A 15,649-nucleotide genomic window follows, 5' to 3' on the forward strand; every position below is an offset into this window, starting at 1 on the left:
CCCCGTGTGCATCAAGCCTGCCAGCGCTTTTTGAGTGTTCGTCCATGGGGGGCAATCCGTTCAAATAGCTACCGCCGAGTGCCGGGGGCGACTGATTAAGGTCATTGCCTTAATTTCCCTATCGGTACTCGTTTATGCCAGCACCTCAAGCCTCCTCCTCGCTCCTGCCGGGCGGCGAAGGGCGTCACTATGCACAGATCAAAGCCGCCATCCCCGAAAGCCTGGTCAGCGCATCTCCTGCCCTGCGTGCAGCCATCACGCAGGCCAAGCCAGAGATCCCCGCCTGGTATGCGGCCACCACCCCGGCACAGAAGGCTGCGCTGCAAAACCTGTTGGAGGCGAGCATCAAGTCTCACACTGCACTGGAGCAAGCGACCGGCAAGGTGCAAGAGGTCAACGCCTTCGCCCGGCCATTGCTTGAAGCCGCGTTGAAGGCCGCCGGGTTTGAGCTGGACGTCAACCAGGTGCATCTGCGCCTCTATGTACCGGTCGAAGGTCTAGCGACAGGCTACCGGACCAAGACTTTGTCCCTGTTGCAAGCGGCCTTGAACAATTTTGAAGCGCGCGAGACCCGCGCCGGGTTCTTCGACAGTGCTTCAGGCTTTATCACCGCTCCCGGCGCGGATGGCCGTTTCGAGCGCCATACCACGACCCTGACGATCGAGACCTTCGCCCGGTTATGCCGCGACCTGGACCTGGGCAGGCTGTACCAGGAACACCTCACCACCTACCTGCTGCCCGTGCAAACCGTGTCCAGGAACCTGCTGCGTGAACGCTTTATCACCCGGCAAAAGGACGCCTTCAGAGCCGCCGCCTACGTGGCGTTGCTCAAAGGTGATATTCGCAGCGACGACTACGCGCTACTGCTGCGCATCGCCAATGGCGAGCGACGCATCAAGCACGAAGGCAAGCAGGTCTGGCACCGCTGGCCCAGTATCATGGAACTGCAAATGCACGGCTGCCTCATGATCGACCCGAGCGTGGAGCATGGGTATGGCACCTGGCTTATCGTCTACATCCCCGACCACCCCGAGCACCCCGTCAAGCGCTACGAAACCTTTGCCGACTATGCAGAGGAAACGACCCGTGAGCTGACCGCTTACAGGCCAGAGGACTATTGGGACAGCAGGGGGGTTCAGGTCACGGCCCACCAACAGTTTTTCTCACGGTTCATCGGGAAAAAATACCTGGCTTACTACTACGGGCGGTTCACCGAGAAACGCGTCGATGAACCGCAAGGGCGCGTGGCCCTGGGCCCTGATCCAGCGTGGCGACAGTACTACGCTAGAAAATCCCTTACCGAACTCCAGGCGATCAACGCCGTCATAAAGTCCCCGCGACATATCAGCCGCACGCCGCAGGACCAGCCAAACCTGAACCTCAACGCCCACCCGATCAAGGGGCTGTGGATCGATGTCGACCCTTGGGACGAGCTGTACGCCGACATGCGCAAGCGCGCACTCGACGATGGGTTGAGCATGGCGATACCCACCGCTCACACCGACGCGGCTGGCCACGACCGGCGGATGGCGCATCTGATGAACATCGGCCTGTTCACCTTGAACCTGGTGTCGATGTTCATTCCGCCCTTGGGTGCACTGATGGCGGTGGTCACGGCCGGGCAACTGCTGTACGAAGTGCTGGAGGGCGTGGTTGAACTCGGCCAGGGTGACCGCGAGGCCGGCTGGGCGCATATCGCTGACGTGCTGGAAAATCTCGCGCAACTGGCGGTGGGCGGCGCTGCGTTGCATATCAGCGTGTCGCCGTTTATCGAAGGACTCAAGGCGGTCAGGCTGCCGTCGGGCAAGGCCCGCTTGTGGAAGCCGGACCTTGCGCCCTATGCGCAGGACATCCGACTGCCGGCAGGCTCGGTTCCCGACCAGGCGGGACTACATACCGTCAATGGGCGCCAGGTGGTGTCGGTGGACGGCAATCGCTACGCCGTGACCGCGCAAGACGAACCGGGCGTGTACCGGGTCCAGCACCCCAGCAGGCCCGAGGCGTATGAGCCTCAGATCGTCAACAACGGTTCTGGCGCCTGGACCCATGAGGCCGATGAGCCCCTGACGTGGCAAGGTGTTCCGCTGATGCGGCGACTGAGCCATGTAATGGAAGGCCTGAGCGATACGCAGTTGGAGCAGGTGCGCAAGATCAGTGACACCGACGAAAGCGTGATGCGCCGGCTGTACGTGGAAAGCGAGCCCACGCAGGCAATCACACTCGATACGGCGGTGCGCATGCGGGCTTACGGGCGTGCCGAAAGCTTGAGTGGGCAGATCCTTGCGGGGTCGATGTCGATGGACCTGGGTAGCTACGCCGCGTCGTTGATGGTGGAAATGACCGGCTGGCCGCCCGGCAGGACCATCGAAGTATTTGACGGCCATGGCGCCAGCAGGACAGCTGCGTTGTATGGCCAACCTCATGCGCCCGGGACGGAACTGATCAGCATCAGCCGCATAGACCTGTTCGGCGGCAAGCTGCCGGCGTTGATCGTCGAGAGTTTGCCCGAGGAGCAGCTTAAAAACCTGCTCGGCCAACACATGCCTTACGGGGCCGCGCTGCGTAGCCAGGCGTTGCAGGCTCGCCTGGGAATCTATGCCAAACAGTCCCTGCGGCGGGTGTTCGACAGCCTTTACCTCGGGCGGTCATCGCCTGGCAGCGCCGAACTGCAACTGTTCGCGCGCGACTTCAAAAGCCTGCCACCGGTCATGGTCGAGGAACTGCTGGAAGGTGCCAGCCCCTCGCAGAGGGCGAGCCTGGTCAACAATCGCAAGATTCCCCTGGAGCTGGCGCAGCAAGCGCGCCAGAAACTTGGGGAATTGCGCCTGGCCCGGGCGTATGAAGGGCTGTACCTGGATGCGTTGGCCAATGCTGACACTGAAGCCCTGGTGCTCAATACCCTTGAGCACCTTCCCGGTTGGCGGGACAGCCTGCGCATTGAAGTGCACGAAGGCTCGGTGAGCGGGCGCCTGCGTGCCAGCTATGGCCTGCCTGGGTCCAGCAACCTCAAACTGCTGGTGCGAGTGGGCGATGGTCAGTATCAGGTGTTTGACACCCAGGGCAACGAGTTACATGGGGTCGATAGCTTGTACGATTCCTTGCAGCACGCACTGCCGGAGGCCCATCGCCAGTCCGTGGGGTTGCCAGAGGTCGGGCAGGGGCCACAACTTGGAAGGTTGATTCAACAGCACGCCCTGTCCCGTGCCGGCCTGCGCAAGGTGCTGGGCATGCAACCGTTGGGCTCACCCTTTTTCATTTCGCCGCAGCGCTCTTCTCGCGGGCGGATCGGTTATGCCTGGAGTGGTCGTGGTGCGGGCTCCTGGGAGCACAACGTTCGCCAGCGTATCAAAGCCCTTTACCCCACTTTTGACGAAGTGCAGATTACCCAACTGCGTGCACCTTACACGCCGGCCGACGACACCTGGCTCATCTCTCTGGAGCAGGAGTACGAAATGCTCCGTTCCACCTTGGAGACCTGGGAAGCATCACCGATCCAGGGCTTTGGTGAGGCCAATAGCGCTGAATACCGAGAGCAGCGTGCCATCCGTAAAGAACTGCGCAAGGTGTTGATTCGCGCCTGGAGGCGTAACGGTGAGGTTGATGTGGATAGTTCCGGCAATCCCCTGGGCCAGAAGATCGAAGTGAGCGAGATTGACATACAACCTCAGTTGGCGTCGCTTCCGGCGCTGAGCGCCAACTTTGATCATGTCACTTACCTGGAAATATCCAGTGCGGAACTGACCAATGCCGTCGAGCCTTTCCTGGCTCCCTTTCGCGGCTTGCGCACCCTCAACCTGGAAGACAACCAGCTCACTCGCCTGCCCCTGTTGCTTGAGCATCTGCCCAGGCTTGAGACGTTGATACTGGCGGATAACGAGATTGTGCTGGACGTCGCGGCCGTCAACCGATTGAAGAACCTCACCCGGCTCCAGACACTCGAGCTGGAGTCCAATCCGCTGGGCATGGCGCCGGACATCAGCCGGATGCGCCGGCTGTATCACGTTTCATTGGGCGATACCGGGCAGCGTGGTTGGCCCATTGGGATCTTCGCCAGGCCTCGACCTCGCGAGTTCAACCTGGACCTGGAAGGTAATGCGCTCGAGGTGCCGATAGTCGAGCCAGGTTCAGCGCAGGCTGCGATTCTTGCGCGCACCCGTGTTACTCGCTCCTTGCTGACGCCCGAAGGCCTTCGCCAGCTCAAGCAGTACATTGCATCTGTAGGTATGGACCCGGAGCGGCAGTTTCCACCCCGAGGGATGCAGGACAGCATCCAATGGAAGTCCGGCCTCACCGACATGCAGTGGAGGGACTTGCAGCCCCTATGGAATGCCTTGGAAGAGTCCAGGGGCGCCGAACCGTTTTTTAACGAAATCCGCAAGTTGAGCGAGTCTGCCGATGCAATGTCGGAGGACTTCGCGCAAGACCTTACGGCCAAGGTCTGGCGAATGTTGCGCGCCATGTACGACGACACCCGGCTGCGTGAGAAGCTTTTCGACATGGCGAGGGCGCCTACCAGCTGCGTTGATGCGGGTGCCCAATTGTTCAATGCCATGGGGATCGAAGTGATGGTGTATGAGGCTTGGACCAACCCTCACCCCGACGTGGTCGAGCAACTGATGTTGACGGTGGCCAAAGGCAGGACCCGGCTCAACAAGCTGGGAGAAATTGCTCGCGCCCGGGTGGCGGCATTGGGTGAGCAAGGCCGCAAGTTCCCCAATGATCGAGACCGGGGAACCGACTCTGCTGGAAACCCCGAACGGGCTATCGACGAAGTGGGGGTCCATCTGGCGTTTTCCACCGGGTTGGCCCAACGGCTTGAGCTGCCCTGGCAATCAGCGGATGTGATGTACCCGGAACCCGACGTCACCCCGCAGATGCTGGACGATGCTTTTGATCGGGTCATGGCATTGGAGGAGGGCGACCTGCTCAGGGATGCGCTCGTCGAGCTGGACTTCTGGGGTGAGTACCTTGAGCGTTCGACGCCCGCGGCCTTTGTCTGGCTGACGCGCAAAAGGGCGGCGCTGGAAGACTTGACGAGTGCCCTGAATGATCTGGCGGCCAATGGTCGATTGCTTGAGTCGCAGAAGATGGCCCTGCGCAATACCCTGCGCAATTCGGCCCTGATGCTGGACAAGTCGGTTGAGGATTTTCCTCCCGGCACGCCCATGCACCAGGACGTCTATGATGCGCTTGCGGTGAAACTGCACGAGGAGCGCAAGGCGATTCTCCAGAGGCTCACTGACGAGGCTCTGGAAATCGCGCTTCAGAACAGAAAGTAACGCTGCGCCATCGGCAACACATCCGCAGGCTCACACCACAGCAATACTCCATCGGCCTTGACCTGGTAGGTCTGCGGGTCAACCTCGATATCCGGCAGGTAATCGTTGTGGATCAAGTCGGTTTTCTGCACCGCGCGGCAACCCTTGACCACGGCGATCTGCTTCTTCAACCCCAACTGCTCCGGCAGGCCTGCCGCCAACGCCGCCTGGCTGATAAAGGTCAGGCTGGTGGCGTGCAGCGAGCTGCCGAAGCTGGCGAACATCGGGCGGTAGTGCACCGGTTGCGGCGTCGGGATCGAGGCATTGGCGTCGCCCATCAGGCTTGAGGCAATCGCGCCGCCCTTGAGAATCAGGGTTGGCTTGATCCCGAAAAACGCCGGGCGCCACAGCACCAGGTCGGCCCACTTGCCCACTTCAATCGAGCCCACTTCGTGGCTGATGCCGTGGGTAATCGCCGGGTTGATGGTGTACTTGGCGATGTAGCGTTTGGCGCGGAAGTTGTCATTGCCTTCGCCGTCGCCAGGCAACGGGCCGCGCTGTTTTTTCATCTTGTCGGCGGTCTGCCAGGTACGCGTGATCACTTCGCCGACCCGCCCCATGGCCTGGCTGTCGGAGCTGATCATCGAGAAGGCGCCGAGGTCGTGAAGGATGTCTTCGGCGGCAATCGTCTCGCGGCGGATGCGGCTTTCGGCAAAGGCCACGTCTTCGGCAATGCTCGGGTCCAGGTGATGGCACACCATCAACATGTCCAGGTGTTCGTCGATGGTGTTGCGGGTGAACGGCCGGGTTGGGTTGGTGGAGCTGGGCAGCACGTTGGGGAAGCCACAGGCCTTGATGATGTCTGGCGCGTGACCGCCACCGGCACCTTCGGTGTGGTAGGTGTGGATGGTGCGGCCCTTGAAGGCGGCGAGGGTGGTTTCGACAAAGCCGGATTCGTTGAGGGTGTCGCTGTGGATCGCCACCTGCACGTCGTACTCGTCGGCGACGCTCAGGCAGTTGTCGATGCTCGCCGGCGTGGTGCCCCAGTCCTCGTGCAGCTTCAAGCCAATGGCACCGGCCTTCACTTGTTCGATCAACGGCTCCGGCAGGCTGGCGTTGCCCTTGCCGGTGAAGCCGATGTTCATCGGGAACGAGTCGGAGGCCTGGAGCATGCGCGCCAGGTGCCATGGGCCGGAGGTGCAGGTGGTGGCGTTGGTGCCGGTGGCCGGCCCGGTGCCGCCGCCGATCATGGTGGTGACGCCGCTGGTCAGTGCTTCTTCGATTTGCTGCGGGCAAATGAAGTGGATGTGGGTATCGATGCCGCCGGCGGTGAGGATCATGCCCTCACCGGCAATCACTTCGGTGCTGGCGCCGACACAGATGGTCACGCCGGGCTGGATGTCCGGGTTGCCGGCCTTGCCGATGGCGGCGATGCGGCCGTTTTTCAGGCCGACGTCAGCCTTGACGATGCCCCAGTGGTCGATGATCAGCGCGTTGGTGATCAGGGTGTCGACCACCTCATGGGCAAGCAGTTGGCTCTGGCCCTGGCCATCACGGATCACCTTGCCGCCGCCGAACTTCACTTCTTCGCCGTAGACGGTGAAGTCCTGTTCGACTTCGACGAACAGCTCGGTGTCGGCCAGGCGGACCTTGTCACCAACGGTGGGGCCGTACATGTCGGCGTAGGCTTGTCTGGAAATCTTCATGTGTTTAGTTCCTGATCGTTCCCACGCTCTGCGTGGGAATGTCGCCCTGGACGCTCTGCGTCCGCTCTTGAAGGTCGTGACGCGGAGCGTCACAGGATGCATGCCCACGCAGAGCGTGGGAACGATCATTAATCCAGGTCGCCCATGATGCGCCCGGCAAACCCGAACACCCGGCGTTTGCCACTCAGCTCAACCAGTTCCACTTCACGACTCTGCCCCGGCTCAAAGCGCACGGCGGTGCCGGCCGGGATGTTCAGGCGCATGCCACGGCTGGCGGCACGGTCGAACGTCAGTGCGTCGTTGGTTTCGAAAAAGTGATAGTGGGAACCAACCTGGATCGGCCGGTCGCCGCTGTTGGCTACGCTCAGGGTGGCGGTGCGCCGGCCCACGTTGAGTTCGATGTCGCCAGGCTGGATCTGAAATTCGCCAGGAATCATGCAGGTTGCCCCAGGGTCTTGAAGTAGATGGCGGTCGGGGTGTAGCGCCCGTCCGGGCTTTGGCAGTAGTCGGGCAATTCACCGATCTTGGTATAACGCAGCGACTGGTAGAAGGCTTCGGCGCCGGAGCCGGCTTCGGTGTCCAGGTACAGCAGCCCGCGTTTGTACTGGCGGGCGCTCAGTTCCAGGGCGCTCATCAGTTGCTGGCCAAGGCCACGGCGCCGGGCCTCGCTGTGCACCAGCAGCTTCTGCACTTCGGCGCGGTTCAGGCCGTTGGCTTTCATGCATAGCGCCAATTGCACGCTGGCGATGACGTGCTCATCACGCACCACCACCCACAGCAGCAGGCTGCCATCGGTGAGGCTGACCAGCACGCCATTGAGATAGGTGTTGGCCTGGGCCTCATCGAAGTCGGCCATGAAACCCACCGATGCGCCGTGCCTCACGGCGTCCAGCAACAGCTCAATCAAACCCGGGCGGTAATGGGCAAAACTTTCGGCATTGACTCGACGCAGTTGGGCGTTCATCAGTGTCACTCCTTGGGCGGCACAGCGCCTGGGTTGAGCGTCAGTTGCATGAAGGTCAGGTCCAGCCAGCGCCCGAACTTGGTGCCGACCTGGGGCATCTGCCCGGTGGTGATGAAACCCAGGCGCTCATGCAGGCGGATCGAGGCCTGGTTGCCGCTTTCGATGGCGGCGACCATCACGTGTTTGTCGCAGGTTTTCGCCCGCTCGATCAGCACCTGCATCAGCTGGGGGCCGAGGCCCTTGCCGCGCTGGTCGTTGCGCACGTACACCGAGTGTTCGACGGTATGGCGAAAACCCTCAAAAGGCCGCCAGTCGCCAAACGAGGCATAGCCGATGACCTGCTCGTCTTCGACGGCCACCAGGACCGGGTAAAACTGTGACTGACGAGCGCTGAACCAGGCCTGGCGGTTGCCCAGGTCTACCGGTTGTTCGTTCCAGATCGCCGTGGTGTTGAGCACCGCGTCGTTGTAGATATCGCGAATCCCTGGCAAATCGGCGTGCACCGCATCACGAATCAAAAAGGACATGGTCGGGCCTCAGGCGATGGGTTGGTGGACGGTGACCAGCTTGGTGCCGTCGGGGAAGGTGGCTTCCACCTGGATGTCCGGGATCATTTCCGGGATGCCTTCCATCACCTGTTCGCGGGTGAGCAGGGTGGTGCCGAAGTGCATCAGCTCGGCCACGGTGCGGCCATCGCGGGCGCCTTCCATCAACGCGGCGGAGATGTAGGCGATGGTTTCCGGGTAGTTGAGCTTCACACCGCGCGCCAACCGCCGCTCGGCCACCAGGCCGGCGGTGAAGATCAGCAGTTTGTCTTTTTCCCGTGGGGTCAGGTCCATCGTTCAAGGTCCTTCAAACAATATTCATAAAAACACTGAAGATCCGATGTGAAAGCTGCTTTATGTGGGAGCTGGCTTGCCTGCGATGCTGACGACTCGGTATGTCTGATGTACCGAGGTGATGCCATCGCGGGCAAGCCCGGCTCCCACAGGGAACAGGGTCGACTTTTGATCTTCATGTGCTCCAGATTCTCGGTGATACAGCCTCGCGGCCCAACACGGCCGGGCGCAGCAGGCGCCACAGTGCGATCAGCCAGGCTCGCGCCAGCAGCGCTTCACTGGCCAGGCAGCGGGCCACCAGCAGGCCGGGCAATTGGGTCAGGTCGCCGCGTACCGGGTGGGGCAGGGAGCGACATTGTTCGAGCAGTTCAGGGTCGATTTCGCCGGTCACCAGCAAGGTCGCAAACACCGGTTGCCCGTCCAGCCCGATGGGTGAGTCGAGCAAACCGTCGGCGCCCACAATGCGCTGGCGCTCATGCCAAATCAACTGGCCGTCGCGGCGGATATCCAGGTGCGACTGGAAGTGCCCGAGGTCGAAACGCTCGCCGCTGGCGGGGCGCCCGAGGGCGACCACGTCCCAGTAAAACAGCCGGGCATCGCCTTGCAGGTCGATGCGGGTGGTGAGTTCGGCCTGGGCGGCGCTGAACACGATGGTCTCCTGCGGCAGCCATTCCAGCGTCGCGCCCGCCTCAACCGTCAGCTCCAGTTTCTGATACGCCGGCCCGCCGGCGCGGTACCACTTGGCCGCGCCGGGGCTGGTCAGTTGCGCCCACGCACCTTCGGCGACATGGGCGCTGATATCGAGACGATCACCGCCGGCAATCCCGCCCGGCGGGTGCACGATGATGTGCTGGCACACCTCGGGGCCTTCGGCGTACAGATGCTTTTGCACCCGCAGTGGGCCGAGGTGGCGGCGCATCACTGGGCGCGTGGTGTCGCCGAAACGCGCGTAGCCGAGTTCCAGCTCGGCGTGCCAGCTTGGGGTGAACAGCGCGGTGGGGGCAGGTAGGGTCATGGTCAGTGCTTATCGTTAGGACGCTACAGATTAGATCGTAACGAGCCCGCGCACACCCTCGCTTTCCATATTTTCTCCACGCCCCTGCTGGACGATTTCGCCCCGGGACATCACCAGGTACTGGTCGGCCAGTTCCGCGGCAAAATCATAGAACTGCTCCACCAGCAGAATCGCCATGTCGCCGCGTGCCGCGAGCTTTTTGATCACCGCGCCGATCTCCTTGATCACCGACGGCTGGATGCCTTCGGTGGGTTCATCGAGGATCAGCAGGCGCGGGCGGCTGGCCAGGGCCCGACCGATAGCCAGCTGCTGTTGCTGGCCGCCGGACAAGTCACCACCCCGGCGTTGCTTCATTTGCAGCAGCACCGGGAACAGCTCGTAGATGAAGGCGGGCACTTCCTTGGCTTCGGAGCCGGGGAAGCGTGACAGGCCCATCAGCAGGTTTTCTTCCACTGTCAGGCGGCCAAAAATCTCCCGGCCCTGGGGCACGTAAGCGATACCGGCGTGCACCCGCTGGTGCGGCTTGAAGCCGGTAATGGCGCGGCCTTCCCAGTTCACCGCACCTTCCTTGGCCGGCAGCAAACCCATCAGGCACTTGAGCAAGGTGGTCTTGCCCACGCCGTTGCGGCCCAGCAGGCAGGTGACTTCGCCGACTTTTACCTCAAAGGAAAGCCCGCGCAGGATGTGGCTACCGCCGTAGTACTGGTGCAGCTTGTCGACTTGCAGCATGTTCAGTTCCCCTTAATGATCGTTCCCACGCTCTGCGTGGGAATGCCGCAATGGACGCTCCGCGTCCGCCGTGTGACGCAGAGCGTCACCGGATGCGTTCCCACGCGGAGCGTGGGAACGATCAGGTTCAGCGGCCGAGGTAAACCTCGATCACCCGCTCATTTTCCTGCACCTGTTCCAGCGACCCTTCGGCCAGCACGCTGCCCTGGTGCAACACCGTCACGTGGTCGGCAATCGAGCCGACAAAGCCCATGTCGTGTTCCACCACCATCAGCGAATGCTTGCCCGCCAGGCGCTTGAACAGCTCGGCGGTGAACTCGGTTTCGGCATCGGTCATGCCCGCCACCGGTTCATCCAGCAGCAACAGTTGCGGGTCTTGCATCAGCAGCATGCCGATTTCCAGGAACTGTTTCTGGCCGTGGGACAGCAAGCCGGCCGGGCGATTGACTGAAGCGGTGAGGCGGATGGTGTCGAGCACTTCGCTGATGCGGTCTTTCTGCTCGCCACTCAAGCGCGCCCGCAGGCTGGCCCACACCGATTTGTCGGTCTTCTGCGCCAGCTCCAGGTTTTCAAACACGCTGAGGGCTTCGAATACCGTGGGCTTCTGGAACTTGCGACCGATGCCGGCCTGGGCGATCTGCACTTCGCTCATGCTCGTCAGGTCGAGGGTTTCGCCGAACCAGGCCTTGCCGTGGCTGGGCCGGGTCTTGCCGGTGATCACGTCCATCAGCGTGGTCTTGCCCGCGCCGTTGGGGCCGATGATGCAGCGCAATTCGCCGACGCCGATGTACAGGTTCAAGTCGTTCAACGCCTTGAAGCCGTCGAAGCTGACGCTGATGTCTTCCAGGGTCAGGATCGTGCCGTGGCGGGTGTTCAGGCCTTTGCCGGCAGCCTGGCCGAGGCCAATGGCATCGCGGGCGCTGCCTTGGTCTTTATTGGGTTCAAGGATAGGTTCGAGCATAAATTCGGCCGTCGCTGTGATCCTCATTGGTCGCCCCTCTTCTTCAGCAGGCCAATCACACCCTTGGGCAAATACAGGGTGACGATGATGAACAGCGCACCGAGGAAGAACAGCCAATACTCAGGAAACGCCACGGTGAACCAGCTCTTCATGCCGTTGACCACACCGGCGCCCAGCAGCGGGCCGATCAAGGTTCCACGCCCGCCGAGGGCCACCCACACAGCGGCCTCGATGGAGTTGGTCGGCGACATTTCGCTGGGGTTGATGATGCCCACTTGCGGCACATACAACGCGCCCGCCAAACCACACAGCACCGCGCTCAACACCCACACGAACAGCTTGAAGCCGCGCGGGTCGTAGCCGCAGAACATCAGGCGATTTTCCGCATCCCGAAGTGCCGTCAGCACCCGGCCGAACTTGCTCTGGGCCAGGCGCCAGCCGATGAACAGGCTCGCCACCAACAACACCACGGTAGCCACAAACAGCGCCGCTCGCGTGCCCGGCTCGGTGATGCCAAACCCGAGGATGCTGCGGAAATTGGTAAAGCCGTTATTGCCACCAAACCCGGTCTCGTTGCGGAAGAACAACAGCATCCCGGCGAAGGTCAGGGCCTGGGTCATGATCGAGAAGTACACGCCCTTGATCCGTGAGCGGAAGGCGAAGAATCCGAACACCAGCGCCAGCAATCCCGGCGCCAACACCACCAGGCACATTGCCCAGAGGAAGTGGCTGGTGCCGGTCCAGTACCACGGCAACTCGGTCCACGACAAAAAGGTCATGAACGCCGGCAGCTCATCGCCGGACGCCTGGCGCATCAGGTACATGCCCATGGCATAACCGCCCAGCGCAAAGAACAGGCCGTGCCCGAGGGACAACATCCCGGCATAACCCCACACCAGGTCCAGCGCCAGGGCGACGATGGCGTAGCACAGAATCTTGCCCACCAACGTCAGGGTATAGGCGGAAACGTGCAGCGGATTTTCCGGTGACAACAGCGAGAACAACGGCAGCGCCAGCAGCAGGATCAGCACCACTGCACCGACCGCGACGGTCACCTTGGGGCCGGCCTTTTGCGCGGCCGTAAGCATCAATGGCTGGTTCATCAGTCGATCACCCGTCCTTTCAGTGCGAAGAGTCCTTGCGGGCGTTTCTGGATGAACAGAATGATCAGCGCGAGGATCAGGATCTTGCCGAGCACGGCACCGATCTGCGGTTCAAGAATCTTGTTGGCTATCCCCAGGCCGAAGGCGGCCATGACGCTACCGGCCAACTGGCCGACACCACCGAGCACCACCACCAGGAACGAGTCGATGATGTAGCTCTGGCCGAGGTCCGGGCCGACGTTGCCGATCTGGCTCAGGGCCACGCCACCGAGGCCCGCTATGCCGGAGCCGAGGCCAAAGGCGAGCATGTCCACGCGTCCGGTGGGCACGCCGCAGCAGGCGGCCATGTTGCGGTTCTGGGTGACGGCCCGCACGTTGAGGCCCAGGCGCGTCTTGTTCAGCAGCAGCCAAGTCAGCACCACCACGAACAGCGCGAAGGCGATGATCACGATGCGGTTGTACGGCAGCACCAGGTTGGGCAGCACCTGGATCCCGCCGGACAGCCACTCGGGGTTGGCCACTTCAACGTTCTGCGCACCGAACACCAGGCGCACCAGTTGGATCAGCATCAGGCTGATGCCCCAGGTGGCGAGCAGGGTTTCCAGCGGGCGGCCGTAGAGGTGACGAATCACCGTGCGCTCCAGGGCCATGCCGATGGCGGCGGTGACAAAAAACGCCACCGGCAGCGCGATCAGCGGGTAGAACTCGATGGCCTGGGGCACGTAGCGCTGCATCAGCAACTGCACCACATAGGTGGAGTAGGCGCCGAGCATCAGCATCTCGCCGTGGGCCATGTTGATCACCCCGAGCAGGCCGAAGGTGATCGCCAGGCCGAGCGCCGCCAGCAGCAGGATCGAGCCCAGGGACATGCCGCTGAAGGCCTGGCCGAGAATCTCGCCCACCATCAGTTTGCGTTTGACCTGGGCCAGGCTGGTCTCGGCGGCGGTGTGCACCGTGGCGTCGGCTTCGACGCCGGGAGCGAGCAAGGCTTCCAGGCGAGTGCGGGCCAGCGGGTCGCCGGTGCCGCCGAGCAAGCGCACGGCGGCCAGGCGCACGGCCGGGTCGGGGTCTACCAGTTGCAGGTTGGCCAGGGCGAGACTGAGGGCTGTGTGTACGTCATCATTGGTTTCGCCGGCGAGTTGCTGGTCGAGGAATTTCAGCTGCGCAGGTTGTGCACTTTTTTGCAGAGTCTGGGCGGCGGCAAGGCGCACCTTGGGGTCGGCAGCGAGCAATTCCTGGCTGGCTTGCACGTTGTCGATCAGGCCGCGCAGGCGGTTGTTCAGGCGTACGGTCTTGGTTTCGCCGTTGACGCTGATCTGGCCTTGTTGCAGGGCGTCCACCAGCTCGATGCGCGCCGGGTCGGGCTGGGCGGCCCAGTCCTGGAGCAGCTTGGCTTGTTGCATCGGGTTGGCGTTGATGAAGTCTTCGGCGTCGCTGGCGTGTGCGGCGAGGGGTAGCAACAGCAGGGCGGCGAGGATGAAGCGGTATAGGGCAGTGGGCATGGCAGTTTCCTATAGATCGTTCCCACGCTCTGCGTGGGAATGCCGCCTTGGACGCTCTGCGTCCGCTGTGTGACGCAGAGCGTCACGGGATGCATTCCCACGCGGAGCGTGGGAACGATCAGTGCGGCGGTCTTAGTTGCTCTTGACGGCGTAATCCGGCTTCTTGTCATTCCCCGGAATGTACGGGCTCCACGGCTGGGCACGAATCGGCTCCTGGGTCTGCCACACCACCGAGAACTGCCCGTCAGACTGGATCTCGCCGATCATCACCGGCTTGTGCAGGTGGTGGTTGGTCTTGTCCATGGTCAGGGTGAAGCCGGACGGCGCGGCAAAGGTCTGCCCGGCCATGGCTTCACGCACTTTGTCGACGTCGGTGGACTTGGCTTTCTCCACCGCCTGCGCCCACATGTGGATGCCCACGTAGGTGGCTTCCATCGGGTCGTTGGTCACGGCTTTATCCGCGCCCGGCAGGTTGTGGGCCTTGGCGTAGGCTTTCCAGTCGGCGACGAATTTCTTGTTCACCGGGTTCTCCACCGACTGGAAGTAGTTCCAGGCGGCGAGGTTGCCCACCAGCGGCTTGGTGTCGATGCCGCGCAGTTCTTCTTCACCCACGGAGAAGGCGACGACCGGTACGTCGGTAGCCTTCAGGCCCTGGTTGGCCAGCTCTTTGTAGAACGGCACGTTGGAGTCGCCGTTCACGGTGGAGATCACTGCGGTCTTGCCACCGGCGGAGAATTTTTTGATGTTGGCCACGATGGTCTGGTAATCGCTGTGGCCGAACGGGGTGTAGACCTCTTCGATGTCTTTATCCGCTACGCCTTTGGAGTGCAGGAACGAACGCAGGATCTTGTTGGTGGTGCGCGGGTACACGTAGTCGGTGCCCAGCAGGAAGAAGCGCTTGGCGCCGCCGCCTTCTTCGCTCATCAGGTATTCCACCGCCGGGATCGCCTGCTGGTTCGGCGCCGCACCGGTATAGAACACGTTCGGCGACATCTCTTCGCCTTCGTATTGCACCGGGTAGAACAGCAGGCCGTTGAGTTCTTCGAACACCGGCAATACCGATTTGCGCGACACCGAGGTCCAGCAACCGAACACCACGGCGACCTTGTCCTGGGTCAGCAACTGGCGGCCCTTTTCAGCGAACAGCGGCCAGTTGGAAGCCGGGTCCACCACTACCGGTTCGAGCATCTTGCCGTTCACGCCGCCCTTGGCGTTGATCTCGTCGATGGTCATCAGCGCCATGTCTTTGAGCGAGGTCTCGGAGATCGCCATGGTCCCGGACAGCGAGTGCAGGATGCCGACCTTGATGGTCTCGGCGGCCTGTACCGTCCAGGTCATGCCCATCGCGGCGATGGATGCCGACAGTGTGAAAGCCTTGATCAAGCTGCGACGCTTCATTGTGCAATCTCCATGACTCAATGATGTGATGAGGGAGTGATTGCAAAGGCTGTGCCGGGGCGCGCAATCGTGGTGCGCGCGAGCCGTGACCGGGCTGTGGGGGTGGGCGATGCACCAATGCGGCGCCAATCAACGCAGGCTGTGCGTGCAGGCGCACCCTGATGGTGCCTGGCG

At 62.3% G+C, this 15,649-nt stretch carries 12 protein-coding genes; 1 reads left to right on the top strand and 11 read right to left on the bottom strand.

Going from position 1 to position 15,649, the window contains the following annotated elements; all coding sequences use genetic code 11:
* Positions 1-134: 134 nt before the first annotated feature.
* A complete protein-coding gene (locus tag HX818_RS22800; RefSeq protein WP_177020773.1) occupies positions 135-5,279 on the top strand; it encodes a dermonecrotic toxin domain-containing protein in 5,145 nt (1,714 codons plus the stop codon).
* On the opposite strand, the gene ureC is transcribed toward HX818_RS22800, so the two are convergent.
* From ureC to urtA, 11 genes are all read right to left on the bottom strand, one after another.
* Positions 5,264-6,964 (bottom strand): urease subunit alpha, encoded by a 1,701-nt coding sequence (gene ureC / locus HX818_RS22805; RefSeq protein ID WP_087693127.1) that lies wholly within the window; start codon positions 6,962-6,964, stop codon positions 5,264-5,266. The two genes, HX818_RS22800 and ureC, sit on opposite strands and share 16 nt — an antisense overlap.
* Positions 6,965-7,092: 128 nt before the next feature.
* On the bottom strand, positions 7,093-7,401 hold the full coding sequence (locus HX818_RS22810; RefSeq protein WP_003217389.1) for an urease subunit beta: 309 nt from the start codon (positions 7,399-7,401) through the stop codon (positions 7,093-7,095).
* Positions 7,398-7,928 carry an N-acetyltransferase gene (locus HX818_RS22815; RefSeq protein WP_305729088.1) on the bottom strand — a complete coding sequence of 177 codons (531 nt, stop codon included), beginning with the start codon at positions 7,926-7,928 and terminating at the stop codon, positions 7,398-7,400. The genes HX818_RS22810 and HX818_RS22815 overlap by 4 nt, the downstream gene beginning before the upstream one ends.
* 5 nt (positions 7,929-7,933) lie before the next feature.
* Positions 7,934-8,455 carry a GNAT family N-acetyltransferase gene (locus tag HX818_RS22820; RefSeq protein ID WP_003217385.1) on the bottom strand — a complete coding sequence of 174 codons (522 nt, stop codon included), beginning with the start codon at positions 8,453-8,455 and terminating at the stop codon, positions 7,934-7,936.
* Positions 8,456-8,464: 9 nt separating this feature from the next.
* Positions 8,465-8,767 (bottom strand): urease subunit gamma, encoded by a 303-nt coding sequence (ureA, locus tag HX818_RS22825; protein WP_003217383.1) that lies wholly within the window; start codon positions 8,765-8,767, stop codon positions 8,465-8,467.
* 175 nt (positions 8,768-8,942) lie between these two features.
* A complete protein-coding gene (locus HX818_RS22830) occupies positions 8,943-9,782 on the bottom strand; it encodes an urease accessory protein UreD (RefSeq protein ID WP_003217381.1) in 840 nt (279 codons plus the stop codon).
* Positions 9,783-9,812: 30 nt separating this feature from the next.
* Entirely contained in the window at positions 9,813-10,511 is a 699-nt protein-coding gene (urtE, locus tag HX818_RS22835; protein ID WP_003217380.1) for an urea ABC transporter ATP-binding subunit UrtE, read from the bottom strand.
* A 127-nt stretch (positions 10,512-10,638) separates the two neighbouring features.
* Complete coding sequence (urtD, locus tag HX818_RS22840; protein ID WP_003217378.1) at positions 10,639-11,499, bottom strand: urea ABC transporter ATP-binding protein UrtD; 861 nt, start codon at positions 11,497-11,499, stop codon at positions 10,639-10,641.
* Positions 11,496-12,575, bottom strand: coding sequence for an urea ABC transporter permease subunit UrtC (gene urtC / locus HX818_RS22845; protein ID WP_008439056.1), 1,080 nt, complete (start codon positions 12,573-12,575; stop codon positions 11,496-11,498). Before urtC ends, urtD begins: the two co-directional genes overlap by 4 nt.
* Complete coding sequence (gene urtB, locus HX818_RS22850; protein ID WP_003217374.1) at positions 12,575-14,077, bottom strand: urea ABC transporter permease subunit UrtB; 1,503 nt, start codon at positions 14,075-14,077, stop codon at positions 12,575-12,577. Before urtB ends, urtC begins: the two co-directional genes overlap by 1 nt.
* A gap of 132 nt (positions 14,078-14,209) precedes the next feature.
* Entirely contained in the window at positions 14,210-15,475 is a 1,266-nt protein-coding gene (gene urtA / locus HX818_RS22855; RefSeq protein ID WP_003217372.1) for an urea ABC transporter substrate-binding protein, read from the bottom strand.
* Positions 15,476-15,649: the final 174 nt, after the last annotated feature.

This window comes from Pseudomonas sp. F9001 (assembly GCF_013385435.1).
GTDB lineage: Bacteria > Pseudomonadota > Gammaproteobacteria > Pseudomonadales > Pseudomonadaceae > Aquipseudomonas.